Raw genomic sequence first — 25,601 nt, 5'->3', positions numbered from 1 at the left:
GGAGGTATAAAAGTATGATAGTAAAACATTTTAAAGAGTTTTCTAAACATGTTGGAAATACACCTCTCATGAAATTAGAATGCGAAGAAACGAAGAACCTTTCTATCTATGCTAAATGTGAATGGCATAATCCTACAGGATCAATTAAGGATAGGGCCGCACTTGGAATGATTAATAAATATTTACAAGAAGCGGACAAAAAACAAAATATTTTAGAGTATAGTGGTGGAAGCTTAGCGAGGTCAATTGGGTGTATTTGTAATTGTTTAGGGATTGAATGCACGTTAGTGTTAAGTTCTGCAACTGGTCAATCTCTATTAAATAAACTCAAATATTATGGTGCTAACGTAATCTTAGTTGATAAATGTAAGGGGTTTTACGCAGTAATTGAGAAGGCAATAGAGATTAGCAAACAAAATCCAGAATTATACTTTTTATTCCAACATTATAATAATGCAAATATAGTAAGTCATATTGAAGGTACAGGGCGAGAAATTATTGCACAAATGATTGGAAAACCAATACATGCATGGGTAGCATCTGCTGGTACTGGTGGAACTCTAATGGGAGGCTATACAGCAATAAAGAATTATACAAAAAATGTTGAACTACATTTAGTAATGCCTGCTGAATTGCCTTATGCTTCGGAACAACCACCAAATGATTTAAAGAAATATGCTGGATCAGGTGGGTTCGGCTTAGGAAGGAAACAACATTTCATAGAACAGGAAGAAAATTTGATAGAAAAACAATGGACTTATTCATATGAAGATACCCTGTATGAAATGGCACGTTTTTACAAAGATACTGGTATAAAAATAGGAACTTCTGCGGCAGCGAATTTATTAGCTGCTAAACAAATTGGGAAAGAAAAAGGTGCGAATTTTAATGTAGTTACAGTTTTTCCGGACGCAGGGTCAATAGAAGAGTGGTCAGATGTAAAAAAATTAGTTGAAAAATAGGGGATAGACCAAATGATAGAGAGGACCATCAAAAAACTGTATGTTTAACTGGTACAGTTTTTTGATGGTGTGGCTGTGTAATGTTTAGAAATTTCACATACCGTATTTTAAAAATAAATATAGGAAAACCAAAAAGTAATGTAGAATATATCGTGCATACATGTATAAAGTCAACATAAAAGATAAAGAGGTGGGTATATGTTTCTTGAGGAAGTAATGCAGCAACTAGAGAAATATGGAACAGAACAAAATCGTAAAACGTATAAAAACCACGGAGCGAAAGAGCCACTATTCGGAGTTAGTTTTGCGAATTTAAAATTGTTAAAAAAGAAGCTAAAAAAAGATCATGATTTAGCAGTTGAATTGTGGGAAACAAAAAATATGGACGCAATGACATTAGCAACTTATATTTTAGATCCGAAGAAAATAACGACAGAACAGCTTAATAGTTGGGTTCAGGATGTTGATTATTACTGTTTAATGGATCTTCTTATGACATCTATATGTACTTCGCCAATTGCAATAGAAAGAATGGAAGAGTGGACAAAGTTTAATGATGAATGGATTGGAAGAGCTGGCTGGTCTTTATTAGCAAATATAGCGATTAAAAATAAAGCGTTACATGATGATTTCTTCTCTCCGTACTTAGAAGAGATTAAAGAAAATATACATAATGAAAAAAATAGAAAAAAAGAAGCGATGAATAGTGCTTTAATCGCAATAGGAATTCGTAATGAAGACTTAGAGCGACAAACGATTGGAATTGCGCGTGAAATTGGAAAAGTAGAGGTTGATCACGGTGCGACATCATGTAAAACACCAGATGCAGAAAGCTATATAAAAAAAGCGAGAGAAAGAGCTGAAAAAAAGAAAGTGAAATAAGAAAAGAGGAACGGTTATGAAACCAATTGAAGCAGCACAAAACATAATTACATCACAATTTCCGAATTGTGATGTAGCTTTACTCGGCGGAAGCGTTGCACGAGGAGAAGCGACGAAAACATCTGACCTTGATATTGTAATAGTCGATCAAAGTTTAACTTCTTGTTATAGAGAATCTTTCTATAGTAATGGATGGCCTGTTGAGGTGTTTGTTCATAATTTTGAAACATATAAAACCTTTTTCAAAATGGATTGTGATCGAGGGAGACCGTCGTTACCACAATTAGTTTCAGAAGGGATTGCATTAAAAGGGGAAAAGGAAATTGTTGAGAAATTAAAAAAAGAAGCGAATGGTTTACTACATAAAGGACCAGATAAATGGACGGAAGAAACGATTAAGCAGAAGCGATATTTTATTACGGATACTTTAGATGACTTTATTGGTGCAACGAAAAGAGAAGAAGAATTGTTTATCGCTAATCTATTAGCGGATTTAGTACATGAATATGTATTAAGAGTAAATGGTAGGTGGCTTGGGAGTTCAAAATGGTTCATTAGAGTGCTAAGAAGGTATGATGAGCAATATGCAAACAAATTTGTAGCCGCTTTTGATCATTTTTATAAAACGGGAGAGAAAAATGAATTAATTCATTTTATAGAAAAGACGTTAGAACAGTATGGTGGAAGAGTGTTCGAAGGATTTTCTATTGGTAAATAAAAAGGGGAGAGAAAAATGAATGTACCATATGTTCAATTAAGAGAATTGACATTAGATGATGTAGAAGATCGCTATCAATGGTCATTAGATAGAGATGTAACAAAGCATTTAGTCGTACCAGATCAATATCCTCCGTTCACTCGTGAAGATACGAGAAACTGGATTGAAGCTTGTATAAGCCGAAAAAATGGTTATGAACAAAGGGCAATTGTTACTGAGAAAGGTATACATATTGGATGGGTAGACCTTAAAAATTTTGATAAAACAAATAAAAATGCAGAACTAGGAATTGCGATTGGAAATAAAGACTATTGGGGTAAAGGATTTGGAATGGCAGCTCTAAACAGCATGTTACATATAGGTTTTTCCCAGTTTGAATTGGAGAAAATTTGGTTACGTGTAGATGAAGATAATACACAAGCTAAAAAGAGTTATGAACATGCCGGATTTGTATGCGAAGGGTTAATGAGAAATGATCGATTGAGACAGGGGAAGTTCATTCATCGCTATCGTTACAGTATATTAAAAGAAGAGTATGAATTAAAAAATAATAACCTATAAAAATATTATGTAAATGAAAAAGGGGAAGATAAAATGATTCGATTACTTACAAAAACGGATGCAAAACAATATTGGGAGTTACGTTTACAAGCACTACAAGTAAACCCAGAAGCATTTGTAACGACTTATGAAGAAGCAGTACGTCAAGAAAACCCTCTTGAACGCGTTGCTAGTAATCTTTCATCTAACAGTAGTTTTACATTTGGTGCTTTTAATAATGAAAATCGTTTAGTTGGGGTTGTTACTTTATTAACAGAAGAAAAGGATGCATATAAGCATAAAGGGCATATCGTTGCAATGTATGTAGATACTGAAAATCGAAGAAGTGGTCTTGCACGTGATTTAATACGTAAAGCAATTGAAAGGGCAAAAGAGATGAAGCTAGAGCAATTGAACTTAGGGGTTGTGTCAACGAACGAACCAGCCAAACGATTATATGAATCAATGGGATTTAAAACGTACGGAATTGAAAAAAGGGCTATAAAAATGAATGGTGTGTATAGTGATGATGAACATATGGTGTTGTTCTTTTAAGAGAGGAAGTTTAGCATGAAAGATCTCCATTTAGAAAGAAATATGGACCTTCAAGTAGCGATTTTGTATGCGACGGTTGCTGATACGTTTAATAGATTGCAAAGGTTAGTAGAAGGTACTGAAGAGAACGAACTATCCTATAAAGGGTCTGAAAATAATGAAAATAGTATTGGGCAGTTACTTCAGCATTTAGCAGTTGTCGATTTACATTGGGTGTATCGTTTCAAGGGAGAAGATGTTCCAACAACATTTGAAAATAAATATGGTCCTATGTTGAATGAAGTAGGAGAAATGCCGAGTTTAAGAAAATACACGTTGCAAGAGTTAATGCAAGATTATGAAGCAGTGCAAAAATTGTTTCATGAAGAATGTATGAAACTAACAGAAACTGATTTAACGCGGGAAGTTTTGTATGAAAAAGGGGAAACTGCGACTATAAGATGGGGAATTTGGCATATAGCAGATCATAATCGATATCATCAAGCACATATAAGTCGATTGAGGAAATTATATAGAGCTAGATTACATACAAGTTAAAGATTGTGAATTTTAATTATATTTATTTTGTTGTATAGTATTAGGGAGAAACTAAACAAGGGGTTTTACAATGAAAGCAATTGTTATAGGGATACTGGCATCATTTTTCTTTGCCTTTACCTTTGTTTTAAACCGGGCAATGGACTTAGAAGGTGGAAGCTGGATTTGGAGTGCATCATTACGGTATTATTTTATGGTTCCAATGCTATTACTTATTGTTATGTATAGAGGGAACTTAAAGCAACTCTTTCAATATATGAAAAACAATCCGAAAGAATGGTTAGTATGGAGTATCGTTGGATTTGGTCTCTTTTATGCACCGCTTAGTTTTGCTGGAGCGTTCGGACCAGGTTGGCTTGTTGCATCAACATGGCAAATTACAATCGTTGCAGGGATTTTGTTAACACCATTTTTTGCGGTGGATCCACTACATAAAAAACTTCCGATGAAGGAATTAGTTATGTCGGGTATTATTTTATTTGGTGTTGTTCTCATGCAAGTAGAACATGCTTCTTCATTAGGTATTCGTGAAACCGTTTTATGTGTAGTTCCTGTACTTATTGCAGCATTTGCGTATCCTCTTGGAAATCGAAAAATGATGCAAGTTTGTAAAGGGGAATTAGATGTATTTCAGCGAGTACTCGGTATGACATTAGCAAGTTTACCATTTTGGTTTTTATTATCTGGTTACGAAGTATCAACTGGCGGATTACCGTCAAGTAGCCAAGTTTTTCAATGTTTTATTGTAGCAGTTAGTTCGGGGTTAATCGCGACAGTATTATTTTTCTTTGCAACAGATCTTGTGAAAGATGATCCACAAAAACTAGCAACAGTGGAAGCGACGCAGTCTGGTGAAGTTTTATTTGCGCTAGTAGGAGAGCTGATCTGGTTATCTGCACCAATTCCGTCATCATTATCTTGGATTGGTATGAGTCTCGTTATTATTGGGATGATACTTCATAGTTATGTAGCTGTCGTTGTAAAAAAAGAAGAAAAAATAACGGCGTAATGAGACTAGCTCTTTTTATTAAGAGCTAGTATTTTTTCGTAGAAAGGGATGAAAGTATGAATTTACAACTTGTTGAACAACTTGAAAAAGATTCAATATTAAATGTGCTACAATATGCCGTCGGTCCAAATGAAATAAGCTTAAAGAAAGCAGTATTACTTTATCAAAATAATAAAGGGACTTTGTACAAATATGAAGAAAAAGCTTGTATAGGTATAGAAGTAATCGGAGCAACTAAAGCACGAGTATGTCATATAGCAGTGGATCCAGATTATCGTCAAAAAGGAATTGCACTGCAAATGATTAAAGAGGTTGTAAGAATATATCAATTGACTTATATAGAAGCAGAGACAGACGATGGGGCGGTAGAATTTTATAAAAGAATTGGTTTTCGAGTTAAAAGTTTAGGAGAAAAATATAAGGAAATCGAAAGATTTCATTGTTATTTGGAAAAATAGTATAAAAATATGCATATGGAGTATAGTCTGAAAAAATAAGATCTACATTTTTCTTCATTTCAAAAAACTCTCGTTCATCATTATCTACGATTTTAATAGAGTTTTGAGTCTTCAGTATAATAATATACATATTTTTGTAGTAATGAATATGATTAAGTTAAAAATTAAGAAAAATATGATAATATATTTATATAAAAGTTTAAATTTACATGGCTAGTGGGGGAACCAATATGAAAATGAATGATATAGTAGCAAGTACAAAATTTCCAAATACAATCGAAACAATAACAAAAGATTTAAAAGCATTAGGAATCGAAAAAGGAATGACAATTATCGTTCATTCATCACTAAGTTCTATCGGGTGGATATCTGGTGGTGCGGTTGCCGTAGTAGAAGCATTAATGAAAGTTGTTACGGAAGAAGGAACGATAATAATGCCAACGCAATCTTCGGATTTATCCGATCCGAAACATTGGTCAAGACCACCTGTACCGGAAGACTGGTGGCAAATTATCCGAGATAACGTCCCGGCATTTGATTCACGTATAACCCCAACAAGGGGAATGGGTGAAATAGTTGAATGTTTTCGTACATATCCGAATGTAGTACGTAGTAATCATCCGTTAGGAAGTTTTGCTGCATGGGGAAAACATGCAGTAGAAATAACAATGAACCATTCGTTATCAATGAGCTTTGGAGAAGAATCTCCATTAAGAAAAATATATGATTTAGACGGGTACGTATTATTAATTGGTGTTGGATATGATTCCAATACGTCTGTTCATTTATCCGAGGTGCGTACTGGTGCATGTGAGTTAATACAAGTAGGAGCACCTATTATAGAAAACGGTGAGAGAGTGTGGAAAGAGTTTGTTGAAATGGATTACGAATCTGAGAAGTTTGTTGAAATTGGTGTTGAGTTTGAGCGAAAAGGAACTGTAAAAAATGGGAAGATAGGGAATGCAACGTGTCGTCTAATGAAACAGCGTGATATAGTTGACTTTGGAACAGAATGGTTTCGTAAGAAAAATTAGTAAGGGATGGTTACAATGAAAGGGAAAAAGGTATTAATTACGAGCGGTGGTTGTCTAGAAAAATGGGATCAAGTACGCGGGCATACGAATATGGCTAAAGGTACAATCGGAAGGATAATCGCAGAAGAACTTCTAGCTAAAGGGGCACATGTTATATATTTACACGGTTATTTTGCGGAGAAACCGAGCGATGTACATAGAGGGTTAGAATTACATCCATTTGAAGGGATTGTTGATTTACAAGATAAAATGAAAAGTATCATCACACATGAAAAGGTTGATGCGGTTATTATGGCAGCGGCTGGATCAGATTGGATTGTGGAGAAGATCTGTGATCAAGATGGTAATGTTCTTAATATGAACGGAAAAATTTCAAGTGATATTGCACCGATTATTCACTTTCAAAAGGCTCCAAAAGTATTAAAACAAATAAAAGAATGGGACCCAGAAACAGTACTTATTGGTTTTAAACTTGAAAGTGATTTAAATGAAGAAGAACTGTTTGAAAGAGCGAAAAATAGAATGAAAGAAGCAAGGGCGAATGTAATGATTGCGAATTCACCACATTCTTTATATTCGCGCGGAGCTGTGCATTATGTAATTGGACAAGATGGTAAAGGGAAGTTGTGTAATGGGAAAGATGAAACAGCGAAAGAAATTGTCAAAAGCTTAGAGGTATTATGTAATCGTGTCACTGCTTTTTAAAATTAAGTTTTTAGATAAGAATGAATCCGCATAGTAATAAGTAAGCGAAACTTTAATTGGTGGGAATTTTACTTTTACACGAATGTGAAGCGTATATCAATCAAGAGCTATACACAGAATAATTGGTGAGGAGTGGATTCTATGGAACATTTATTAAAGCAAGCTATTAAACTTAGAAACGAAAAGAAATATGCGCAGTCTAAAGAGATGCTTATAGGATTAACAAACTTTACAAAGGATGCAGAAGTACTGTATCAGTGTGCGTGGATACATGATGTAATGGGGCTAGAAACAGAAGCAATTCCGTATTATGAGCAAGCAATCGCAAATGGACTTGATGGCGAATCACTTTGCGGTGCTTATATTGGTTTAGGAAGTACATATCGTTGTATAGGGGAATATGAAAAGGCAATTACAGTATTAGAAGCTGGGGTGAAAAAATTCCCAGAGAACGATCCAATGAAAGTATTTTTATCATTAGCAAAATATAATGTAAACGATCACGAATCAGCTATGAAATTATTACTTGAAACTGTCGTGAAAGTAGAGGAAGTAAAAGAATTTGAGCGTGCCATTTCATTTTATAAAGACCATTTAAATGAGGTTTTTAAATAAAGGAGTGAACGTATGAATGTTACACTATCGCGAAGGCGAAAAGGTATTTGGATTGGACTCGTCTCTTTAATAATACTATCAAACTACTTATTGTATGCCCTTCCAATAGTACCAGCTGCGCCGAAAGAAGTTGTGCTTGGGTCATTATTAGATTGCATGTTTGTCATTCCAACCATCACGTATTTCTTCATTATTCGAAAAAGATACTCGTTAACGTATATATTTCCTGTTGTAATAGCTGGATATATTTTTGCAAGATTTATTATTCCAAGTTACTATTTACAAGCTTTTTCATTCATCTCTTATATTATTGTTGCGGCTGAAATTGCATTTGTAGGTCTAGAATTATTCCTTCTCTATAAAATTGTTAGAGTGCTTCCTAAAATAATAAAAAAATATAAAAAACATAGAAGAGAAAATTATTCCTTTTCTTATGCGATTGATGCAGCATTTGAAGCTACTATGAAAAGAAATAAATTAATAGATATCATTGTAACGGAGTGTAAGTTAATCTATTATGCATTTTTATCGTGGCGTGAAAAAGTACCAGAAGGTGAATCCGTATACTCATATCACAAAAAGACTGGTGCAATAGGTGTATATATCATGATCATCCATGCGACCTTAATAGAAAGTATCGGTTTTCATTATTTGTTTCATCAATGGAATCCGGTTGTAGCATGGGTGTTACTTATTTTAAATGTATATGCAATGTTTTATTTTTTAGCTGAAATACAAGCAATGCGTAAAAATCCACTTGTCGTAACAGAAGAACAAGTAATCATTCAAATTGGATTAGGAAAGAAAATTGTTATACCATTTACACAAATTGATAATATTGCGTTCTACAAGGGTGAATTGCTATCGGCAAAAGAAGGGAAACAGATATTGGATGCAACTGTTATGGAGTTCATAAAAGAACCTGCTACTTTTGAAATAACATTAAAAGAGCCAGTGAAAGCACAGTTGTTATATGGCTTTTCTAAAACAGTAAGTCGTGTTCACTTAAATGTTGATGAAGAACGAAAATTTTATGATGCGGTTAAGGAAAAGTTAAAACATGAGTAATAGTGCTGTTAGTTACATAAAAACAAATAAACTTCCGTTAGAAGTGAAAAACTCTTTCTAAATAAGAAGGAGTTTTTCTTGTATAAATCATTATATAAAAAACTATATACTTCTTTATCACTATATAAATGGATATAATTGAGGATAGAACTAGTGTAAGGGGAAACAAAATAATGAATAAGTTACTTACATCGAAAATTGAAATTATAGAAAGAAAAATCCGGTATAACTCAACAATAGTAGATCACAAGTGTTTATTACTTGAAAAGCAATCACAAAGTATTGTTTTATTTCACGAGGTGCAGCATTCATTTACAATGACTGCAAATGATACTAAGTTAACAATCCCAAAAGGGAGTTATACAATCGCATATTACTGGAAAGATTGTCCGTACAATTTATACGTATGGAGAGATATAAAAGGGAAGTATTTAGGTTCCTATTTTAATATCGTAAAAAATACACAAATAAAAGACGAAGTGGTTTCCTTCGAAGATTTAATCATTGATATTATGGTACTTCCAAATGGAGAATACTTCATATTAGATGAGGATGAATTACCAGAACCATTAGGAAATTTCGAAGGTGGTTATGTGAAGGAAGCTCTTTATATATTAATGGATACAATTAAAACGTTCCTTCCAAAAATAATAAAAGGGACTGCTGATATCTTTAAAAATAAATAATGTTCGCTAAAACCCAGTTGACTTATCGGAAATATTTTTATAATATGTACTTAATTCCATAACGTATTGCTGATTGGAGAAACCAAAGGCATTTTATCTGTTGATAAAATGCCTTTGGTTTTTTTATTGCACAAATACTGAATCTGTTCATTTATATGAATCATTTTAAGGAGGGGAAGAAATGACTGTTTCAATTGATGGGGTATCAAAATATTTTTTGAAACAAACTGGTACTGTTCAAGTATTAGAGAATATTAATTTTCAATTAGAGAAAGGGGATTTTGTTACAGTAATTGGTCCGAGTGGGTGTGGAAAAAGTACATTACTAAAAATTGTTGCAGGTCTAGATAATGATTTTGAAGGGGAAGTTGTTATTGATGGGGAGTCTATCTTAAAACCGAGTAAGAAACAAGGTTTTATTTTTCAAGAACATAGGCTTTTTCCATGGTTAACAGTTGAAGAAAATATAGCGGCAGATTTGTCGTTAAAAGATAAGTATGTGAAAGATAAGGTGAGAGAATGGGTTGAAATCGTTCGGTTAGATGGCTTTGAAAAATCGTATCCGAAAGAAATTTCAGGCGGGATGTCACAACGTGTTGCGATAGCGAGAGCGTTATTAAGAGATCCGAATGTATTATTACTTGATGAACCTTTTGGAGCGCTGGATGCTTTTACTCGAAGTCATTTGCAAGAAGTATTGCTAAATATTTGGGAGCAGAAAAAAACAACAATGATATTCGTTACACATGATATAGACGAAGCGATATATCTTTCAAACCGAATCATCATTATGAATGCAAGACCAGGGAAAATACATAAAGTGATTGAAAATAATTTGCCTTATCCGCGAAATAAAACTTCTCAATCGTTCCAACAACTTCGAACGAAAGTATTACAGCAGTTTGAATATGGAGGATTGATTCAAACAAGTATATAGGAAAAGGGTGATTTTATATGTATAAAAAATTTAAAGTTCTTTCTTTTGCTTTAGCTATATTAATGTTTTTATTAGGATGCGAAAAAAGTACAGCAAGTAGTAAGAAAGAAGATGTAACAATACAAATTGGTATACAGCAAGGATTAAGCCCGCTATTACTAGCAAAGAAAAAGGGATGGTTTGAAGAGGAGTTTAAAAAAGAAGGAGTTAAAGTGAAATGGACAGAGTTCCAAAGTGGACCTCCTTATTTTGAAGCAATCGCATCAAACCGGTTGGACTTTGGTGAAGTAGGGAATTCTCCAGTCATTTCAGCGCAAGCAGCAGGTATTGGATTTACCGAAATCGCCAATACAAGTTATGCGAGAAAAGGAACTGGAATTCTCGTTCAAAAAGATAGCAAGATTGTGAGTGTAAAGGATTTAAAAGGTAAAAAAATTGCAGTAGCAAAAGGAAGTAGTGCCTTTAATTTATTGTATCGAGCACTTGATAAAGAAGGTATTGATGCAAAAGATGTAAATGTCATTCAATTACAACCAGATGAAGCGCAGCCTGCATTCGAATCAGGATCAGTAGATGCATGGGCGATTTGGGACCCTTTCATATCATTACATACGTTAAATAAAGGTGCAAAGGTGATTGCAGACGGTGAAACATTAAATGTCTCTTCACCAGAATTTTTAATTACGAGGACAAAATTTGCGAAAGAACATCCAGAATTAGTTGAGAAATTCCTCAAAGTTTATGAGAAAGCACGTGTATGGCAAGATGCTAACTTAGATGAAGCAATAAAAGTATACACTTCTGTAAAAAAGATAGATGCAGAGATTGTAAAAGAAGTGTTTAATCACGACAAACCAATTTTAGTTCCGGTAACGAAGGAAATAATAGCAGAACAACAAAAGACAGCGGATTTTCAATATAAGCTCGGTTCTATAAAGAAAGAAATTAAGACGGAAAAAGTTGTAGATAATTCTTTCGTAGAAAAAGGATTGAAAGCGAAGTGAAAAGAGGTTTTGTAAAGTGGAAAATACGAAAGCTGTTATGAAACCAGCGAGTATAACGATTAAGAAAAATGGCATAAAGAAGGTACGAAAGTTAAATGTAAAAGTTTTAGTAAGGGCGATTACTATACCGGTTATTATATTAATAATTTGGCAGTTGGCTGGCGTATTCGGTCTTGTTTCTAAAACAGTTTTACCAACACCATTAGATATTTTTCTAGCTTTCCAAGAGCTTATTAAAACAGGAGAGTTATTCGGCCATTTAAGTATTAGTGTATTCAGGGCTGCGGCTGGTTTCTTTATTGGTGGGGGCTTAGGAATCATTTTAGGAACGATTGTTGGATTTTCAACGAGAAGTGAGCAATATTTAGACCCATCTGTGCAAATGTTAAGAACTGTACCTCATTTAGCTGTTGCGCCGCTTTTCGTATTATGGTTCGGTTTTGGTGAAACATCGAAAGTGCTATTAATTGCAGATGGTGCATTTTTTCCTTTATACGTAAACGCATTTTTAGGTATTAGAGGTGTGGATTCAAAGTTATTTGATGTTGCGAGAGTGTTAGAGTTTAGCAAAAGAAAACTAATTACGAAACTAATTTTACCATCTGCATTGCCTAACCTTTTACTAGGAGCAAGGTTATCGTTAGGTGTTGCATGGGTGAGTTTAGTAGTAGCAGAACTTATGGGATCTACAGAAGGTATTGGTTATATGATTATGGATGCAAGGCAATTTTCAAATACAGATATCGTATTTGTCGGCATAATTATCTTTGCATTTGTTGGGAAGTTTTCTGACTCTCTAGTACGTTTACTAGAAGTGAAGTTTTTAAGATGGCGAGATAATTTTAAAGGTGAGACTAGGAATTAACATATAAATTATTAGGGGTAATTTATATAGAATTTGTTAGTATACGTTTCAAAATAAATAAGGGGTGTGTAAAGGTATGGAATTATTATGGTTTATTCCGGCTTATGGAGATGGTCGATATTTAGGAACGACAAAACGAGGAAGAGCAGCTGAATATGGTTATTATAAGCAAGTTGCTGCGGCAGCTGAGTATTTAGGATATACGGGTGTTTTACTTCCAACTGGTCAAGGATGTGAAGACCCTTGGGTGTTAGCTTCAGCTCTTGCTGCTGAAACAGAAAAACTAAAATTTTTAGTAGCAGTGAGACCAGGACTAATGTCACCTACAGTTGCAGCTAGGATGGCATCTACATTTGATAGAATTTCAGATGGGAGACTACTTATTAACGTAGTAGCTGGAGGAGATCCAGTTGAACTACAAGGAGATGGATTATATCTTGAGCATGATGAAAGATATGAAGCAGCGGATGAATTTTTAAAAGTTTGGAAATCGACATTGCAAGGTGAAACGATCTCTTTAGAAGGAAAACATATTCAAGTTACAGATAGTAAAGTTGTATTCCCGCCAGTTCAAACACCATATCCTCCTATATATTTCGGAGGATCATCAGCTGCTGGAAAAGAAGTAGCAGCTGAACATAGTGATGTATATTTAACGTGGGGAGAGCCACCAGAGCAAGTGAAAGAGAAAATAGAAGAAGTAAGAAAACTTGCAGAAGAGAAGGGGCGTACAGTACGATTTGGCATTAGATTACACGTAATTGTAAGAGAAACAGAAGAAGAAGCGTGGGAAGAGGCAGAACGTTTAATTCAATATGTGGATAATGAAACAATTGAGCTTGCTCAAAAGACATTTGCAAGATATGATTCGGTTGGTCAAAAGAGGATGACACATTTAAATAAAGGTACGAGAGAGTCGTTAGAGATAAGCCCTAATTTATGGGCTGGAATCGGACTTGTAAGAGGTGGGGCAGGTACTGCACTTGTAGGCAATCCACATACAGTAGCAGAAAGGATAAAAGAATATGAATCGTTAGGAATTGATACGTTTGTTTTATCAGGATATCCGCATTTAGAAGAAGCGTATGAGGTCGCAGAATTGTTATTCCCATTATTGAAAGACGAGAAGAAAGAAGAAAATAAAATGGTTGGTGAAATGATTGCTGATGCATATGCATTAAAAAAATAGTGAGAAATAAAGTTTCACCTATTTATTGCTTCATTTTGTTTACTGCCTGTTAATACGGGATAAAAAACCCGCAAGTTATTCGCTTGCGGGTTTTCATCGTAAATTATTAGAAAATATGGTAAAATTAAAGGGTAACTTAAGGTGCGGTTGGTTGTTCAATTATCACTTCTCCGAGTAGGAGGGGGGTGATAATACGTGAGTGAAATAGCGTTGCTACTGCAAGGTGGACTGTTTCTCGTTGCATTGTTAACGTTCGTCGTCGTTTTAATAGACAAGCTCAAAAAATAACAACCCACCTATGCTTATAGAATGTGGGTTGTTTTGTTTGTAAGAAACAAATAGGATAAATGAACAATCCAATCTGCTAAGTTACGTGGACTAGTGTGTAGCCGCACACTAGTCTTTTTTATTTATATACAATTTATAATTGGTTTATGTGATTGTATTGTTCTTTTCATACTCATTATAACACAGTGTCTTTTCATCAAGAAAGGAGACCGTATGTTCTGGTTTCTGTTATATAGTAGGTGCTTTTTCTTTAAACAGCCCATCCATATACTGTTTTAAACTTTGGACATAAAATTTCTGCGTATTCACATTATTTACACCGACAATCGGCGATGGAAGGTCAAATCTTTTTTCTGATAAATGAACGACAACATCAAAGATGTCAAACAAACGAATGAAGCAAAACAGGCCGTCTTTATCGCTAAGTAAAATAAAGTAATGATTTTCACTACTTGTATTTAGCGTATTCCATAAAGAACTTTTGCTTAAATCACGTACAATGCTTTTTTCTTTTAGTTCCACGAAATCTGCATTGGAGAGAATGGTAGAAATATCAATTGCATCTTGATCTTCAAAGTAGCCGTCAACTGCTTGTACAGCGAATGTATAAGCCATTTTTAATACACTCATTTTATATTTACGGTTATCTAATAGTAATTCACGTTGAATAGAACTCGCTACTTTCGTTACACGTTCCTCTTTCCAAATTTCATTATGTAAGGAAATATCGTGCTTTTTACATAGTTTCATAATTAATGCATTAGAATAAAGAATCTCGTCGCTTACTTCGACAACATCAGTCTCAGCAGCCGCAAGTTCCTCACCGTGCTCATTCGTATAGAGTGGGGAATCAATTTGTCTTTTCATTTGTTCAATCTTAAATTGACTCAATTTATGCCTAATTAAAGGACGATCAATATTTGTTGTCATTTGTTCATGACAAGTATCACAAATTGAGTTTGTGAAATAATATCCACATAATATTTCTGGAATGACATATTGTTCACTAAGTTCTTTCGTATCTTTTCTGCAAATGATGCATTGTGTCATTTTTATCACCTTTACCTGCAAATTTGTATGTAATCTCATTGTAGTGTATTTATCGGTATTTTGGAATATTGTAAAGGAAAATATTATGTGAAATTCATACTTATTTTGGTACAATGAAGAGAAGTGCTAGTTTAAAGGAGGCCGTTTTTTTGAAATCAAAAGTGCACTTTTGGACATTAGAAGTGCTAATGGTTGTAGGAATCATATTTATTTGCACAAAAATATCATTTTTATTTCAACCGATTGGTATCTTCATATCAACATTATTTTTCCCAATCTTAATCGCGCTTTTTTTATACTTCATATTTAATCCTGTATTAATCTTTTTGGAGAATAAAAAAGTACCTAGAAATTTAGCGATATTAATGTTATATCTTTTTATCATAACATTAACTGCGGTTGGCGTTGGAATAGTTGTTCCTACGATTTCACAACAGCTAATGGACTTAGTGAAAAATATGCCAGGCTACATAAAAGAGGGAAAAGTATACATACAAGAATTATCACATCATAGGTTGTTTGAATGGTTATCTACACAAAACTACGTTTCCATTGAAACAATTGAAAAAAATGCGATTGAATACTTAAAAGATATACCAAATACAATTACGTCGAGTGCAACGGCTTTATTTGGTATTATCACGAACGTTGCATTAGTTGTATTTACTGTACCGTTCATTTTATTTTACATGTTTAAAGATGGACATGCCTTTCCAGGAAAAGCGGTAAGTTTATTACCAGAGTCTTACCGTGAAGAGGGGCTTCGTATCATTAAGGAAACGAACGAAACATTATCTGCATATATTCAAGGGCAAGCGCTCGTTTGTATATTTGTAGGTGCGTTTACTTTTATCGGTTATTTAATTATCGATTTACCGTACGCTTTCGTTTTAGGAATTATTGCAGCATTTACAAACATCATTCCTAACTTAGGTCCATTTATTGGGGCAGCGCCAGCTGTTATTGTAGGACTGTTCGTATCTCCGATGCAAGCCTTATACGTAATTATTATCGTAACAATTGTACAACAGTTTGAAAGTAATATTATTTCACCACGTATTATGAGCTCGAAATTAAACATCCACCCATTAACAATTATTATCCTAATTTTAGGGGTAGGTAACTTTGCTGGAATCATCGGAATGATTTTAGCAGTACCAGTTTATGCAGTAACAAAAACAGTTGTTTCGAACTTAGTGAGATTGTTTAAGACGAAGAGAAGTAATCGGAAATAGTAAAACCTGAGAAAGATACACCGCTTTTTAAGTGGTGTATCTTTTGTTTATAAAAAATAATTAAAAGTGGGTTGATTTGATTTTATTATATATTTTTTATACATCAAATTCAGTGATGAACTTGTGTGATATAAGGCTCTATAAAACTATGTGGAATCCCTCTGAACTATCCAAATCATTTCCTTACAGCACGCTATCAACATCAAAATCGACTCCTTTCAATTCTATATAGTTAAACGATTAAAGGTGAGTGTAGTATTTGCTTCTACGATCTCGAATTTCATTAATAACTTGTTTATATTGTCTTTCTTGTTTTAATTCATTTTGAGATATTGTTTCTTTTTGAATCGTAATCGTTAAAAAGAAAAGGTGAAACTTCATATGTGAATTCCTCCTTTCGAATTGGAATTACAGATGACTACAGTAATGACTTTGTCTTTCTTTTACAGAATCCATAGCTTGATTAATTTGTCGTTCATGAAGCATTTCAGACTCAGAAAATTTATTTTTTTGAATGGTAATGGTTAAAAAGAATACTTTAAATTTCATTGGATAATTACCCCTTTATAAGTGATTTAGAAAAGACGAGTGTAATAAGAAGATTGGCGCTCTTTTACTTCGTCCATAATGTTTTGGATGTGTTGCTCACGTAAAATCTCTTTCTGTGAAAGCTTACGTTTTTGAATGGTGATTGTTAAAAAGAATGCTTTAAATTTCATTAGATTTATGACCCCTTTATAAGTGATTTAGAAAAGACGAGTGTAATAAGAAGATTGGCGCTCTTTTACTTCGTCCATAATGCTTTGGATGTGTTGCTCACGTAAAATCTCTTTCTGTGAAAGCTTACGTTTTTGAATGGTGATTGTTAAAAAGAATGCTTTAAATTTCATGAATATATTGCCCCTTTAAAATATATTTTTAATACATTTGAGTGTAGTATGAACTTTTAATGTCAGTTATTTTATCAGTCAGTTGTTTTAACTGTTGTTTACGATTGATTTCAGTTTCAGATAAAGTATTTTTTTGAAGCACAGTCGTAAAAAAGAAAATATGAAAAGTCATAAATGAATTCCTCCTTTCGAAAAGGAATTACAGGTGATCACAGTAAAGTGCTTGGCGCTCCTTAACATCATTCATAGCTTTTTCAATTTGCTCATTATGAAGAATTTCCCCTTTGGAAATTGTATTTCTTTGAATCGTAATACTTAAAAACAATACGCTAATAGTCATTGAATGTTGCTCCTTTCTTAGAAAAATAATGTAAGAGACTAAAAAACCGCGCAAAAAAACCACAGGAAGATACAGTTCTCCTATGGCGGGGCGTGAAAAAGCCACAGGAAAGTATACGACCTCCTGTGGCGAATTTATGAATTAAATGAAATAAAGTACGATTTTCAATTCTCCATTAGGGTGGTCGAATTCATATTTAATTGTCCAGAAAACACAGGTGCAGTTAACGCTAAAGTTAATGCATGTAATTGTAATTTCATCATTTCCTTCGACCTCCTTTTAGAATTTTTTTCTTACGTTAGTAAGTATATACAATTAATGGATAATTGTAAACATAAAAAATGAAAATTTTTAATTTTGATTAAAATGCGTATATTTAAAAAGGGATTTGAAAGTAAATATTGTAATTAACGAAATATCGATAAAAATGGGGGATGCTAAATGAAATATATGCATCATAACATAATCGTTATGCTAACAATTTTTTTATTCATTACGGCTTGTTCTAACGGAGAAAGAATAAAAGATATATATGATGTTAGGTCAGATGATTTTAAGAAATATACTGGGACATACGTTGGTAATAATTCAGATGTGGTTGCAATTATTAATCATTTATCCGGTGGTGGAACAGTTCAAAGTATAAGTTTAGAAAATGAAAATATAAAAGTGAACTATGGTGCAAAAGAGAGTGGAGCTCTTACAGAAGAAATGATTGAGACGTATTGGTTTAATGAGAAAGATACGATGAAGAAGAATTTTCTCTTTAATGCTACCTATCTAGTAATTTTAGTACCAAACGCAAAAGCTTATGAGTTTCAAATAGAAAATAAAAACTTTAAGATAACGAGGGAAGAAATGTTATCAATTTTGCATAGGGAATTCGATGATTTTCCAAAAGAAAAAGATATATGGGATAAAAATAAAGTTATAAAGTTCTTTAACGGCAATGAAGAAAAAATTAAAATGCTTGTGGAAGATAAAGATTTTCGGAAATCTTTATTTGCTAAATATCCAGTGAGCCAGTTGAAATAATGGAGGGGAGAAGATGGAGTTAGTATACAAAATTTCTTATCATAGAATGCAGGATCATTATTTACCTAAATTAGTACAGGCAATTAGGCTCGTTAGTGAAGAAGATTTGTGGAAAAAAGAGACCTCTGTTAATTCAATTGGTGGAATCGTACTACATATTTGTGAACATTTACAGAGAAATACAAGGCGTTATAAGGATCCAAATATAGTTTTTGAAAATGGTATTGAAGAATATTTTCCAGTGAAACAAATAAGATCTGAAGCTTTGTTAAAAACTGTTGAAGAAATATTTGATGAGTGGGGCAAAGCATATATACAGGTCTGGGAAGAAAAAAGGCATATTGATCTTCAAAGTCTATTACATTTGGTTGAGCATACAAGCTATCATTTAGGGCAAGTAGTAGATCGTACAAAATGTATTGAGGGACAACAGTTTAATTTTTGTCAAAATGGTATAAATGAAAAGAATTTGAGAACAAGAGTTGAAACTTCGCATTTTTAGAAAGAGAGACATTCTTAATTGAATGACTCTCTTTTTTTGTAAAAGAAATTTATGGAAAAAAATAATTCTATGTGATATGGTTGATTACATAAGTAATGAACCTATGAACCTAAGGTGGTGAAAATGTGAAGCCGACTCTAGAACAAAATAAATTAATATACATACAAATTGCAGAAACGATTGAATCTGATATTTTAAAAGACATATTGCTTGAAGAAGAACAAGTTCCATCGACAAATCAATTTGCGAAGATGTTACAAATAAATCCGGCTACCGCAGCTAAAGGGGTGAATGTATTAGTGGATGAGGGGATTTTATATAAAAAGAGAGGGATCGGAATGTTTGTTGCAAAGGGAGCGAAAGAAGTCGTACTAAAAAAAAGACAAAATACTTTTATGACTGAATATTTACCTAAAGTGTGGGAAGAAGCGAAAGTACTAGAAATATCAAAAGATGAATTGATGGATATGATTCAAAAGATTACGAAGGAGGGGAAAGAGGGATGATTGCACTTGAAACGAAAGATGTAACGAAAAAGTATAAAAAGAAAATAGCTGTAAATGAAGTAACGATTTCATTGGAAGAGAATAAAATATATGGTTTGCTTGGAAGGAACGGAGCAGGGAAAACGACTTTATTAAATTTACTAGCAGGACAAATTACTTCAAGTAGTGGAAGTGTATCAATATTTGGTGAAGATGTTTTTGAAAATAGTAAAGCGATGCAAAATATTTGTTTCGTTAGAGTAAAAGAAGAGTCTCATTTAAGTTATAGCGTAAAAGAAATTTTTAAGATATGTAACATGTTTTATAAAAATTGGGATCAGAAGTTTGCTGAAGAACTGGCGGGTAAATTTCAGCTTAATATAACAGAGAAATACCATAAACTATCTCATGGCATGCAAACAGTTGTAGGAATTATTAAAGGGTTAGCAAGCAGAGCGACAATTACTATTTTTGATGAACCAACTACAGGATTAGACGCAGCACATCGTGAGTTATTTTATAGTTTACTACTAGAAGATTACGGGGAGTATCCCAGAACAATTATATTATCAACACATCTGGTAGAAGAAGTAACCCATGTTATTGAAGAAGTAATTATCATAAAAGAAGGTGCACTTGTTGTTCAATCAACAGTGGAAGATTTATTGCAACAAGGTCATATTATTTCAGGGCAAAAAGGTAAAGTGGAGGAGTTCTTGATTAATAAAAAAGTTATAAATAAAGAAATTTATGGGAATAAAGGTATTGCTGTTATATGGGAAGAGCTTTCTAATGAAGATTGTTACTCTCTTGAAAAAGAAGGTTTAGTAATTGATAGAATTACATTACAAAAACTATTTATTCACATGACTGGTGGTGAAGTGGAATGACGACGTTAATGAAACAATTGAGGTTACATATAAATTTTCATTATAAAGCAATTTTAATATTTTGGATTGTAGCTTTATTAATAAAAGGAGCTTTATATGCTGCTCATTTAAATGAAGCGAAAGTTGGTTATTTACCCGAAATTATCAATAATCCTTCAATTGCAATTATGATTTTTATAGTAGGGAGTGTTTTCATTGTTCAAGATGATGTATTTCGTTTAGCAGTTTCATTTGGTATAACGAGAATACAATATTTTATCGGAGCGATTTGTTATATCGTGTTGCAATCCGCATTGTTTTCATTCCTTCAAATACTGTTTTTACAAGATATAAAATATAACTTAGTAAATGTTAACTTTGGAGAGCAATTAATACAACAGTTTATTTTACAATTTTTATTTTATGTTACGATAGCATGTTTCTTTCAAGTAGTAGTAATTTTTAAGCAAAGATTTCAATGGATTGGTCTCATGATTGGTGGGTCGCTTTTCCTTTCAACAAATAGTGTGCTGTATGGAGAAGTAGGGATAAAAGGATTGTTATTTACAAATGATGTATCTTTAATAGATATCCCTTATTTTATTGTTATTTCAATTGGATTAACAATTCTTTATATCATAACTAGTAGTATATTTATTCGTAAAGTATCATTTGAACGAACAGTTTAAAATAGTGATAGATTATTCTTTTAGGGAGAAGGAAAATATATGGGAGACACGTCCTCACTAATAACCGTCTTTTTATGCATTGCACTACTAATATTTTGGCGTCGTTATCGCTCCATGCATAAGCCAATAAAGGGATCGGGAAAACGTATTTTATGGCCATTACTATTTTTAACACCAGGTATTGTATGGTTTTTAGGTCCCGTACATCCAGCTATATTACAAGTAATTATAGCGGTATTCATTGGTGTACTTTTTGCTGTACCGCTTATAGTATTAACAAATTATGAACGAAGAGATGATGGGAATATTTATACGAAAAAAAGTGCAGCTTTTTTAATTACTTTTATTGCACTTGTCTTTTTAAGATATGGTTCAAGACAATTTATCGTTGATTTAGATCAACAAACGATTGGTTTATTATTTTACGTTGTTGCAGTATCGTATATTTTTCCTTGGAGAATTGCCTGTTATATAAAGTTTAGGAAAGTTTGGCTGGAAAATAATAATCATGCTATATGAAAACTTCTCATTTGAGAAGTTTTTTTATTTTTACAGGTAAGCAAAACAAGTTGTTGAAGGGCAGGCTGTCATAGAATATGATACATATTATAATGAGGAAAAGTTGAGGGGATAAAAATGCGTACAATTTTACTTTTTCTAAACAACATGTTCATTAGCGAAATCGAGGACATTAGGCAAAAACATGATCCTTTATTTGGATTAATTCCACCGCATATTACAATTGTATTCCCATTTGAAAGTTCGATTTCAAATGATGAGCTGAAATTACATATTATAAATGTATCAAAACCGATACAGAATATAGAAATTGAATTTAAGAATCAAATTACAAGTGAAAGAGAATATTTGTTTTTACGAGTTGAAAAGGGGAAAGAACAAATAGAGGAACTACATAATATTCTATATACAGGACCTTTATTACAATTTTTGAAAGAAGACATTCCGTACATCCCGCATGTAACAGTCGGAAGAAAAGAAAGTGTCGCGTTAGCTGCTGAAGTAGTGAAGGAGATTCCTAGTTTTCATGGGAAGTTAAATTGTGTGATTGATAGAATAAGCGTGGAGCGAATTGGAGAGAACGGGGAATCAATTATTGAATTTGAAGTGCCATTTCTAAAAAGCTGACAAAAGTCAGCTTTTTATTTCGTAGCATGAAGTAATGCACCAATTGCACCGCTATTACCACCATCTTGTAAAAAGATTGGTGTTTTATTTTGATATTCGGTGTAGCTACTAATAATATGTTGAAGTTGTATGTTATTACATAAAGTTGAACCAATATAAATAATGTGTTCAATGTTTTTTGTTTCAGCGAATTGAAGGCTTAATGCAGTAACGACTTCACCGACAAGTCCTTGTACAGTAGCTAGTATATCGGAGCTACTATTATTTGATTCTGTAATGGCTGCTTTTCCGAAGTTACTAGCAGTTAAGTTATTATCGATAGGGGAAAGAATACCACCATAAATATCTCCAACCGTAATATCTAGTTCTTTTCTAGATCCTACTTTTGTTAGAGGGATTACATCTTCAAAATGATCTATATTTGTTAACAATTTTGAAAGTCCCATAATAGTCCCACCGCCAACTCCGGTTCCACCAGCGCGAATATATTGTTCATTATAAACGTAATGGATAGAAGTACCTGTACCGATATTGGTTAAAATAAAATTGCGTATAGCATGTTTTTCTTCTTTTAATATGTATTGGACACCTGCAAGAGTAGCTTCAAATTCGTTTAGCTCTATTATTTTATATGAACCTGTAAGCAGATGCTGTAATAGTTTCGATTTACCACCCGTAATACATATTTGTTTTATGCCATTGTTGTTTTTAATCCAATCTATTATTTTATGTTGTTCATGCGAATAAAATTTTTCAAAAGTTAATAGCTTTTTTTCGTTAAAATAAGCTATTTTCGTTAATGTGCCTCCAGCATCGATACCGATAGTACGTTCCATTTCCCTGCTCCTAACTACGTAATATATTTTCTTATTTATTTAATTGGTTGAGAATAGATATTTCCAACTGATATAAGGAACACTTTAATCTGCTTGATATATTAATAGTTTTTCTATAGTTACAATAGGCTGGTCGTTTACAGTTGCAATACCTTTACCAAGAATAAAACCTCGACGATTGCGCGTTAGCTCATAATGTAAATCAAGTTTATCACCGGGATATGCTTTTCCGTGGAATTCAACTCCATCTAAAGAGGAGAGAAATCCTAGTCCTTCAGAATCACTTGTATGTACAAATGCACTAAGCTGAGCAAGTGCTTCTACAATTAACATATGAGGCATATGTTTGTGACTATCGTTTATAAACCATTCGTTATTTGTAATGAGTTTATATCCTGTAACGAATTCATCTTGTTTTACATTTATTACTTTATCAATCATTAAAAATGGATAACGATGGGGAAGTGTGTCTTTAATATGCATATGAAAGTACCTCCAATTAATAATACCCCTGCTAAAGTTAAGCAGGGGAGTGGGAACTAATTTTTAACTAATTCATTTACTTTTTCAAGGACGAAAATGCCGCTATTTCTAATGTTTTCAACAACTTGTTGCAACACTTCTTTATCTTGAACGAGTGCAATACGTACGAAGCCTTCTCCGTGAGGTCCAAATGCATGACCAGGTGTAACAACGATATTCGCACGATCCATTAATGCATAAGCGAAGTCTAGAGAAGTCCATCCTTGTGGAATTTCAGCCCAGACAAACATACTACCGGCTGGCTTATCGACATTCCAACCAAATGTTCGGAATCCATCGACTAAAGTATCTCTCCGTTCTTGATAAATATCGCGGTTTTTCTCACAAAATACCGCGCCATTTCTTAGTGCTGCAGATGCCGCTTTTTGAATTGGTAAAAATACACCGTAGTCGGTATTAGATTTAAATTGAGTAAGTGCACGAACAATTTCTTCGTTTCCAATCATATATCCAATACGGCTACCTGCTAAACTATAACTTTTTGACAAAGAATTGATTTCTACACCAACTTCTTTAGCACCATGTACAGAGAGGAAGCTAATTGGCTTATTACCATCGAAATAAAATTCAGCATAAGCAAAATCATGGACAACGATAATATTATGCTTTTTCGCGAATGCGATTACTTCTTTAAAGAAATCTTCATGGGCCATTGCTGGAACGGGATTCCCTGGGAAGTTTAAAATCATCATCTTCGCTTGAGCGGCAATTTCTTCAGGGATGACCCCTAAGTCTGGTAAGAAAGCATTCTCTTTCTTTAAAGGCATGTAGTAAGATGTTGCACCAGCCATTTGAATACCTGTTTCATAAGCTGTATATCCTGGATCAGGAACTAATATAATATCACCTGGATTTGCATAAACCATAGGTAAATGAACGAGCCCGTCTTGTGAACCCATTAATAATAAAACTTCTTTATCCGCATTTAATAAAACGTTATGAGTGTTGTTGTAATATTCAGTTACAGCTTCGTGAAATTCTTGAATACCTGATAATGTATACCCGTAGCTCTCTTTCTCACTCGCTGTATGTACCATTGTTTCTCTTACAAAATCAGCGGGCGGCATATCAGGATTTCCGATGCTCAAATCAATCATGTTATGACCTGCTGCAATTTTTTCTTTTTTATAGGCTCCTAATTCACTAAATATAGAAGATTGGAATGCTTTCATTCTAGTTGCTAACGTGTAAGTCATCAAAACCCCTCCTAAAACAGTGCTTTCATTCTGCGTTTTTAATTATTCTGAAAACACATGTTTATATTTTATCATTTTTTTATGAAAATTAAAACGATTGACAAATTTAGAGGAAGTATTAGCCTATTTTGAAAAGTATCGATGTAAATAGCGTAGACGTGTTAATTGAAATGTCTATTATAGGATTCATTTTATATAACTTAAGTTATTTGATAGTTTTTATTAAGTATTTGTGGAAGATTTCTAAAGTGAAATAACGCAGAAAATATTTTCTGCGTTTCCTCTGAAATGTAATCATTTCTTTTTATACGTGCATAATTTTTCAGCTGTCAAAAAGTATACATTTAATGTACCGTCGGCAACTTTTAAAGTTTGCTCTGATGTAAATGAATTACCATAATCAATGTGATATACATTAGAATTTTTGACAACTGAGCCTTTATATAAATCGTCTTTATTCTTTGTGGTTTGCATTTCTACTAAATTTTGCACAATTTCCTCTTTATTTTCTTTTTTGACAACTGTTTCAAATTTATAATATACAGGGCATTCACCATTTTTATTGTCAACGACTTCCCAAGAACCGTATATATCGTTATTGCTGCATCCACTAAGTAGGATGATTAGTATAGGAATTGTAAGTAGAACCTTTTTCATTTTGTGCTCCTTTCTTTTAAATTTGAATAAACGTGCGAATACGATAGGGATATTATAATAAATAAAGTTTAAATTT

General features: G+C 33.2%; 37 protein-coding genes. 26 read left to right on the top strand and 11 right to left on the bottom strand.

Going from position 1 to position 25,601, the window contains the following annotated elements; genetic code table 11:
- Positions 1-14: 14 nt before the first annotated feature.
- The 18 genes from AC0ONG_RS13190 (at position 15) to AC0ONG_RS13105 (ending at position 14,052) form a co-directional block, all read left to right on the top strand.
- On the top strand, positions 15-962 hold the full coding sequence (locus AC0ONG_RS13190; RefSeq protein ID WP_000635842.1) for a PLP-dependent cysteine synthase family protein: 948 nt from the start codon (positions 15-17) through the stop codon (positions 960-962).
- Positions 963-1,160: 198 nt separating this feature from the next.
- Entirely contained in the window at positions 1,161-1,844 is a 684-nt protein-coding gene (locus AC0ONG_RS13185) for a DNA alkylation repair protein (protein ID WP_000478212.1), read from the top strand.
- Between the two features lie 16 nt (positions 1,845-1,860).
- Positions 1,861-2,562 (top strand): nucleotidyltransferase domain-containing protein, encoded by a 702-nt coding sequence (locus AC0ONG_RS13180; protein WP_000802430.1) that lies wholly within the window; start codon positions 1,861-1,863, stop codon positions 2,560-2,562.
- A 15-nt stretch (positions 2,563-2,577) separates the two neighbouring features.
- Positions 2,578-3,123 (top strand): GNAT family N-acetyltransferase, encoded by a 546-nt coding sequence (locus AC0ONG_RS13175; protein ID WP_001102493.1) that lies wholly within the window; start codon positions 2,578-2,580, stop codon positions 3,121-3,123.
- A 33-nt stretch (positions 3,124-3,156) separates the two neighbouring features.
- Positions 3,157-3,657, top strand: coding sequence for a GNAT family N-acetyltransferase (locus AC0ONG_RS13170; protein ID WP_098438035.1), 501 nt, complete (start codon positions 3,157-3,159; stop codon positions 3,655-3,657).
- A 15-nt stretch (positions 3,658-3,672) separates the two neighbouring features.
- A complete protein-coding gene (locus AC0ONG_RS13165; RefSeq protein WP_000653847.1) occupies positions 3,673-4,194 on the top strand; it encodes a DinB family protein in 522 nt (173 codons plus the stop codon).
- Positions 4,195-4,264: 70 nt separating this feature from the next.
- Entirely contained in the window at positions 4,265-5,203 is a 939-nt protein-coding gene (locus AC0ONG_RS13160; RefSeq protein ID WP_000644594.1) for a DMT family transporter, read from the top strand.
- Between the two features lie 56 nt (positions 5,204-5,259).
- On the top strand, positions 5,260-5,661 hold the full coding sequence (locus AC0ONG_RS13155) for a GNAT family N-acetyltransferase (protein ID WP_001053229.1): 402 nt from the start codon (positions 5,260-5,262) through the stop codon (positions 5,659-5,661).
- 236 nt (positions 5,662-5,897) lie between these two features.
- A complete protein-coding gene (locus AC0ONG_RS13150) occupies positions 5,898-6,695 on the top strand; it encodes an AAC(3) family N-acetyltransferase (RefSeq protein ID WP_127726076.1) in 798 nt (265 codons plus the stop codon).
- Positions 6,696-6,710: 15 nt separating this feature from the next.
- On the top strand, positions 6,711-7,400 hold the full coding sequence (locus tag AC0ONG_RS13145) for a phosphopantothenoylcysteine decarboxylase domain-containing protein (protein WP_000676727.1): 690 nt from the start codon (positions 6,711-6,713) through the stop codon (positions 7,398-7,400).
- Positions 7,401-7,541: 141 nt separating this feature from the next.
- Positions 7,542-8,015, top strand: a complete 474-nt coding sequence (locus AC0ONG_RS13140; protein WP_042598051.1) for a tetratricopeptide repeat protein — start codon at positions 7,542-7,544, stop codon at positions 8,013-8,015.
- Positions 8,016-8,027: 12 nt separating this feature from the next.
- Complete coding sequence (locus tag AC0ONG_RS13135; protein ID WP_044798019.1) at positions 8,028-9,083, top strand: hypothetical protein; 1,056 nt, start codon at positions 8,028-8,030, stop codon at positions 9,081-9,083.
- A 173-nt stretch (positions 9,084-9,256) separates the two neighbouring features.
- A complete protein-coding gene (locus AC0ONG_RS13130) occupies positions 9,257-9,769 on the top strand; it encodes a ribonuclease FAU-1 family protein (RefSeq protein WP_086398338.1) in 513 nt (170 codons plus the stop codon).
- A 181-nt stretch (positions 9,770-9,950) separates the two neighbouring features.
- Positions 9,951-10,706, top strand: a complete 756-nt coding sequence (locus AC0ONG_RS13125) for an ABC transporter ATP-binding protein (RefSeq protein WP_086398337.1) — start codon at positions 9,951-9,953, stop codon at positions 10,704-10,706.
- A gap of 17 nt (positions 10,707-10,723) precedes the next feature.
- Positions 10,724-11,710 carry an aliphatic sulfonate ABC transporter substrate-binding protein gene (locus AC0ONG_RS13120; RefSeq protein ID WP_098438036.1) on the top strand — a complete coding sequence of 329 codons (987 nt, stop codon included), beginning with the start codon at positions 10,724-10,726 and terminating at the stop codon, positions 11,708-11,710.
- A 16-nt stretch (positions 11,711-11,726) separates the two neighbouring features.
- Positions 11,727-12,575 carry an ABC transporter permease gene (locus AC0ONG_RS13115; RefSeq protein WP_000432136.1) on the top strand — a complete coding sequence of 283 codons (849 nt, stop codon included), beginning with the start codon at positions 11,727-11,729 and terminating at the stop codon, positions 12,573-12,575.
- A gap of 76 nt (positions 12,576-12,651) precedes the next feature.
- On the top strand, positions 12,652-13,764 hold the full coding sequence (gene ssuD / locus AC0ONG_RS13110; protein WP_136996369.1) for an FMNH2-dependent alkanesulfonate monooxygenase: 1,113 nt from the start codon (positions 12,652-12,654) through the stop codon (positions 13,762-13,764).
- Positions 13,765-13,959: 195 nt separating this feature from the next.
- A complete protein-coding gene (locus AC0ONG_RS13105) occupies positions 13,960-14,052 on the top strand; it encodes a putative holin-like toxin (protein ID WP_001289320.1) in 93 nt (30 codons plus the stop codon).
- Between the two features lie 228 nt (positions 14,053-14,280).
- Here AC0ONG_RS13105 and AC0ONG_RS13100 read toward each other — a convergent pair whose 3' ends face one another.
- Positions 14,281-15,102, bottom strand: coding sequence for an HNH endonuclease (locus AC0ONG_RS13100; RefSeq protein WP_000189714.1), 822 nt, complete (start codon positions 15,100-15,102; stop codon positions 14,281-14,283).
- A gap of 149 nt (positions 15,103-15,251) precedes the next feature.
- Here AC0ONG_RS13100 and AC0ONG_RS13095 point away from each other — a divergent pair, with 149 nt between their 5' ends.
- Entirely contained in the window at positions 15,252-16,337 is a 1,086-nt protein-coding gene (locus AC0ONG_RS13095; protein WP_086398333.1) for an AI-2E family transporter, read from the top strand.
- A gap of 240 nt (positions 16,338-16,577) precedes the next feature.
- Here AC0ONG_RS13095 and AC0ONG_RS13090 read toward each other — a convergent pair whose 3' ends face one another.
- Genes AC0ONG_RS13090 through AC0ONG_RS13065 form a run of 6 tightly spaced genes read right to left on the bottom strand, consistent with a single transcriptional unit; the run spans position 16,578 to position 17,567 of the window.
- Positions 16,578-16,718, bottom strand: coding sequence for a YrzI family small protein (locus AC0ONG_RS13090; RefSeq protein WP_000668498.1), 141 nt, complete (start codon positions 16,716-16,718; stop codon positions 16,578-16,580).
- 27 nt (positions 16,719-16,745) lie between these two features.
- Positions 16,746-16,886, bottom strand: a complete 141-nt coding sequence (locus tag AC0ONG_RS13085; RefSeq protein ID WP_000669805.1) for a YrzI family small protein — start codon at positions 16,884-16,886, stop codon at positions 16,746-16,748.
- A gap of 26 nt (positions 16,887-16,912) precedes the next feature.
- The gene (locus AC0ONG_RS13080; protein WP_000668963.1) at positions 16,913-17,056 is read right to left on the bottom strand and encodes a YrzI family small protein; all 144 of its coding nucleotides are present in this window, start codon (positions 17,054-17,056) and stop codon (positions 16,913-16,915) included.
- Between the two features lie 27 nt (positions 17,057-17,083).
- A complete protein-coding gene (locus tag AC0ONG_RS13075; protein WP_000668965.1) occupies positions 17,084-17,227 on the bottom strand; it encodes a YrzI family small protein in 144 nt (47 codons plus the stop codon).
- Positions 17,228-17,255: 28 nt separating this feature from the next.
- Positions 17,256-17,399 carry a YrzI family small protein gene (locus tag AC0ONG_RS13070; protein WP_000142729.1) on the bottom strand — a complete coding sequence of 48 codons (144 nt, stop codon included), beginning with the start codon at positions 17,397-17,399 and terminating at the stop codon, positions 17,256-17,258.
- Between the two features lie 27 nt (positions 17,400-17,426).
- The gene (locus AC0ONG_RS13065) at positions 17,427-17,567 is read right to left on the bottom strand and encodes a YrzI family small protein (RefSeq protein ID WP_000156197.1); all 141 of its coding nucleotides are present in this window, start codon (positions 17,565-17,567) and stop codon (positions 17,427-17,429) included.
- Between the two features lie 441 nt (positions 17,568-18,008).
- On the opposite strand from AC0ONG_RS13065, the gene AC0ONG_RS13060 reads away from it, so the two are divergent.
- The 7 genes from AC0ONG_RS13060 to AC0ONG_RS13030 all read left to right on the top strand — a co-directional run bounded on the left by AC0ONG_RS13060 (position 18,009) and on the right by AC0ONG_RS13030 (position 22,293).
- Positions 18,009-18,602 (top strand): DUF4825 domain-containing protein, encoded by a 594-nt coding sequence (locus tag AC0ONG_RS13060; RefSeq protein WP_016077550.1) that lies wholly within the window; start codon positions 18,009-18,011, stop codon positions 18,600-18,602.
- 13 nt (positions 18,603-18,615) lie between these two features.
- Positions 18,616-19,104: a DinB family protein gene (locus AC0ONG_RS13055; RefSeq protein WP_000424635.1), complete on the top strand. Its 489-nt coding sequence runs from the start codon at positions 18,616-18,618 to the stop codon at positions 19,102-19,104.
- Positions 19,105-19,229: 125 nt separating this feature from the next.
- Positions 19,230-19,610, top strand: a complete 381-nt coding sequence (locus AC0ONG_RS13050; RefSeq protein WP_000805185.1) for a GntR family transcriptional regulator — start codon at positions 19,230-19,232, stop codon at positions 19,608-19,610.
- A complete protein-coding gene (locus tag AC0ONG_RS13045; protein ID WP_000560921.1) occupies positions 19,607-20,479 on the top strand; it encodes an ABC transporter ATP-binding protein in 873 nt (290 codons plus the stop codon). Before AC0ONG_RS13050 ends, AC0ONG_RS13045 begins: the two co-directional genes overlap by 4 nt.
- A complete protein-coding gene (locus tag AC0ONG_RS13040; RefSeq protein WP_000209601.1) occupies positions 20,476-21,147 on the top strand; it encodes a DUF4052 domain-containing protein in 672 nt (223 codons plus the stop codon). Before AC0ONG_RS13045 ends, AC0ONG_RS13040 begins: the two co-directional genes overlap by 4 nt.
- A 39-nt stretch (positions 21,148-21,186) precedes the next feature.
- The gene (locus AC0ONG_RS13035; RefSeq protein ID WP_000502962.1) at positions 21,187-21,666 is read left to right on the top strand and encodes a CcdC family protein; all 480 of its coding nucleotides are present in this window, start codon (positions 21,187-21,189) and stop codon (positions 21,664-21,666) included.
- 117 nt (positions 21,667-21,783) lie between these two features.
- On the top strand, positions 21,784-22,293 hold the full coding sequence (locus tag AC0ONG_RS13030; RefSeq protein WP_001259198.1) for a 2'-5' RNA ligase family protein: 510 nt from the start codon (positions 21,784-21,786) through the stop codon (positions 22,291-22,293).
- A gap of 14 nt (positions 22,294-22,307) precedes the next feature.
- Here the strand turns inward: AC0ONG_RS13030 and coaW are convergent, their stop codons facing one another.
- The 4 genes from coaW to AC0ONG_RS13010 all read right to left on the bottom strand — a co-directional run bounded on the left by coaW (position 22,308) and on the right by AC0ONG_RS13010 (position 25,525).
- Entirely contained in the window at positions 22,308-23,129 is an 822-nt protein-coding gene (coaW, locus tag AC0ONG_RS13025) for a type II pantothenate kinase (RefSeq protein WP_000442491.1), read from the bottom strand.
- Between the two features lie 84 nt (positions 23,130-23,213).
- Positions 23,214-23,612, bottom strand: a complete 399-nt coding sequence (locus tag AC0ONG_RS13020) for a 3-hydroxyacyl-ACP dehydratase FabZ family protein (protein ID WP_000547638.1) — start codon at positions 23,610-23,612, stop codon at positions 23,214-23,216.
- Positions 23,613-23,668: 56 nt separating this feature from the next.
- Positions 23,669-24,868 carry an LL-diaminopimelate aminotransferase gene (locus AC0ONG_RS13015; protein ID WP_000222694.1) on the bottom strand — a complete coding sequence of 400 codons (1,200 nt, stop codon included), beginning with the start codon at positions 24,866-24,868 and terminating at the stop codon, positions 23,669-23,671.
- A 294-nt stretch (positions 24,869-25,162) separates the two neighbouring features.
- The gene (locus AC0ONG_RS13010; RefSeq protein WP_000757025.1) at positions 25,163-25,525 is read right to left on the bottom strand and encodes a hypothetical protein; all 363 of its coding nucleotides are present in this window, start codon (positions 25,523-25,525) and stop codon (positions 25,163-25,165) included.
- Positions 25,526-25,601: the final 76 nt, after the last annotated feature.

The sequence above is a fragment of the Bacillus sp. TCT6 genome, assembly GCF_056033845.1.
This window is presented reverse-complemented; position numbering and strand designations above follow the sequence as displayed.

Bases quoted from the DNA above. Each gene is read 5' to 3' on its own strand.
- AC0ONG_RS13190 (WP_000635842.1), top strand. From the start codon at position 15: ATGATAGTAAAACATTTTAAAGAGTTTTCTAAACATGTTGGAAATACA.
- AC0ONG_RS13185 (WP_000478212.1), top strand. From the start codon at position 1,161: ATGTTTCTTGAGGAAGTAATGCAGCAACTAGAGAAATATGGAACAGAA.
- AC0ONG_RS13180 (WP_000802430.1), top strand. From the start codon at position 1,861: ATGAAACCAATTGAAGCAGCACAAAACATAATTACATCACAATTTCCG.
- AC0ONG_RS13175 (WP_001102493.1), top strand. From the start codon at position 2,578: ATGAATGTACCATATGTTCAATTAAGAGAATTGACATTAGATGATGTA.
- AC0ONG_RS13170 (WP_098438035.1), top strand. From the start codon at position 3,157: ATGATTCGATTACTTACAAAAACGGATGCAAAACAATATTGGGAGTTA.
- AC0ONG_RS13165 (WP_000653847.1), top strand. From the start codon at position 3,673: ATGAAAGATCTCCATTTAGAAAGAAATATGGACCTTCAAGTAGCGATT.
- AC0ONG_RS13160 (WP_000644594.1), top strand. From the start codon at position 4,265: ATGAAAGCAATTGTTATAGGGATACTGGCATCATTTTTCTTTGCCTTT.
- AC0ONG_RS13155 (WP_001053229.1), top strand. From the start codon at position 5,260: ATGAATTTACAACTTGTTGAACAACTTGAAAAAGATTCAATATTAAAT.
- AC0ONG_RS13150 (WP_127726076.1), top strand. From the start codon at position 5,898: ATGAATGATATAGTAGCAAGTACAAAATTTCCAAATACAATCGAAACA.
- AC0ONG_RS13145 (WP_000676727.1), top strand. From the start codon at position 6,711: ATGAAAGGGAAAAAGGTATTAATTACGAGCGGTGGTTGTCTAGAAAAA.
- AC0ONG_RS13140 (WP_042598051.1), top strand. From the start codon at position 7,542: ATGGAACATTTATTAAAGCAAGCTATTAAACTTAGAAACGAAAAGAAA.
- AC0ONG_RS13135 (WP_044798019.1), top strand. From the start codon at position 8,028: ATGAATGTTACACTATCGCGAAGGCGAAAAGGTATTTGGATTGGACTC.
- AC0ONG_RS13130 (WP_086398338.1), top strand. From the start codon at position 9,257: ATGAATAAGTTACTTACATCGAAAATTGAAATTATAGAAAGAAAAATC.
- AC0ONG_RS13125 (WP_086398337.1), top strand. From the start codon at position 9,951: ATGACTGTTTCAATTGATGGGGTATCAAAATATTTTTTGAAACAAACT.
- AC0ONG_RS13120 (WP_098438036.1), top strand. From the start codon at position 10,724: ATGTATAAAAAATTTAAAGTTCTTTCTTTTGCTTTAGCTATATTAATG.
- ssuD (WP_136996369.1), top strand. From the start codon at position 12,652: ATGGAATTATTATGGTTTATTCCGGCTTATGGAGATGGTCGATATTTA.
- AC0ONG_RS13100 (WP_000189714.1), bottom strand. From the start codon at position 15,102: ATGACACAATGCATCATTTGCAGAAAAGATACGAAAGAACTTAGTGAA.
- AC0ONG_RS13090 (WP_000668498.1), bottom strand. From the start codon at position 16,718: ATGAAGTTTCACCTTTTCTTTTTAACGATTACGATTCAAAAAGAAACA.
- AC0ONG_RS13085 (WP_000669805.1), bottom strand. From the start codon at position 16,886: ATGAAATTTAAAGTATTCTTTTTAACCATTACCATTCAAAAAAATAAA.
- AC0ONG_RS13080 (WP_000668963.1), bottom strand. From the start codon at position 17,056: ATGAAATTTAAAGCATTCTTTTTAACAATCACCATTCAAAAACGTAAG.
- AC0ONG_RS13075 (WP_000668965.1), bottom strand. From the start codon at position 17,227: ATGAAATTTAAAGCATTCTTTTTAACAATCACCATTCAAAAACGTAAG.
- AC0ONG_RS13070 (WP_000142729.1), bottom strand. From the start codon at position 17,399: ATGACTTTTCATATTTTCTTTTTTACGACTGTGCTTCAAAAAAATACT.
- AC0ONG_RS13065 (WP_000156197.1), bottom strand. From the start codon at position 17,567: ATGACTATTAGCGTATTGTTTTTAAGTATTACGATTCAAAGAAATACA.
- AC0ONG_RS13060 (WP_016077550.1), top strand. From the start codon at position 18,009: ATGAAATATATGCATCATAACATAATCGTTATGCTAACAATTTTTTTA.
- AC0ONG_RS13055 (WP_000424635.1), top strand. From the start codon at position 18,616: ATGGAGTTAGTATACAAAATTTCTTATCATAGAATGCAGGATCATTAT.
- AC0ONG_RS13045 (WP_000560921.1), top strand. From the start codon at position 19,607: ATGATTGCACTTGAAACGAAAGATGTAACGAAAAAGTATAAAAAGAAA.
- AC0ONG_RS13040 (WP_000209601.1), top strand. From the start codon at position 20,476: ATGACGACGTTAATGAAACAATTGAGGTTACATATAAATTTTCATTAT.
- AC0ONG_RS13035 (WP_000502962.1), top strand. From the start codon at position 21,187: ATGGGAGACACGTCCTCACTAATAACCGTCTTTTTATGCATTGCACTA.
- AC0ONG_RS13030 (WP_001259198.1), top strand. From the start codon at position 21,784: ATGCGTACAATTTTACTTTTTCTAAACAACATGTTCATTAGCGAAATC.
- coaW (WP_000442491.1), bottom strand. From the start codon at position 23,129: ATGGAACGTACTATCGGTATCGATGCTGGAGGCACATTAACGAAAATA.
- AC0ONG_RS13020 (WP_000547638.1), bottom strand. From the start codon at position 23,612: ATGCATATTAAAGACACACTTCCCCATCGTTATCCATTTTTAATGATT.
- AC0ONG_RS13015 (WP_000222694.1), bottom strand. From the start codon at position 24,868: ATGACTTACACGTTAGCAACTAGAATGAAAGCATTCCAATCTTCTATA.
- AC0ONG_RS13010 (WP_000757025.1), bottom strand. From the start codon at position 25,525: ATGAAAAAGGTTCTACTTACAATTCCTATACTAATCATCCTACTTAGT.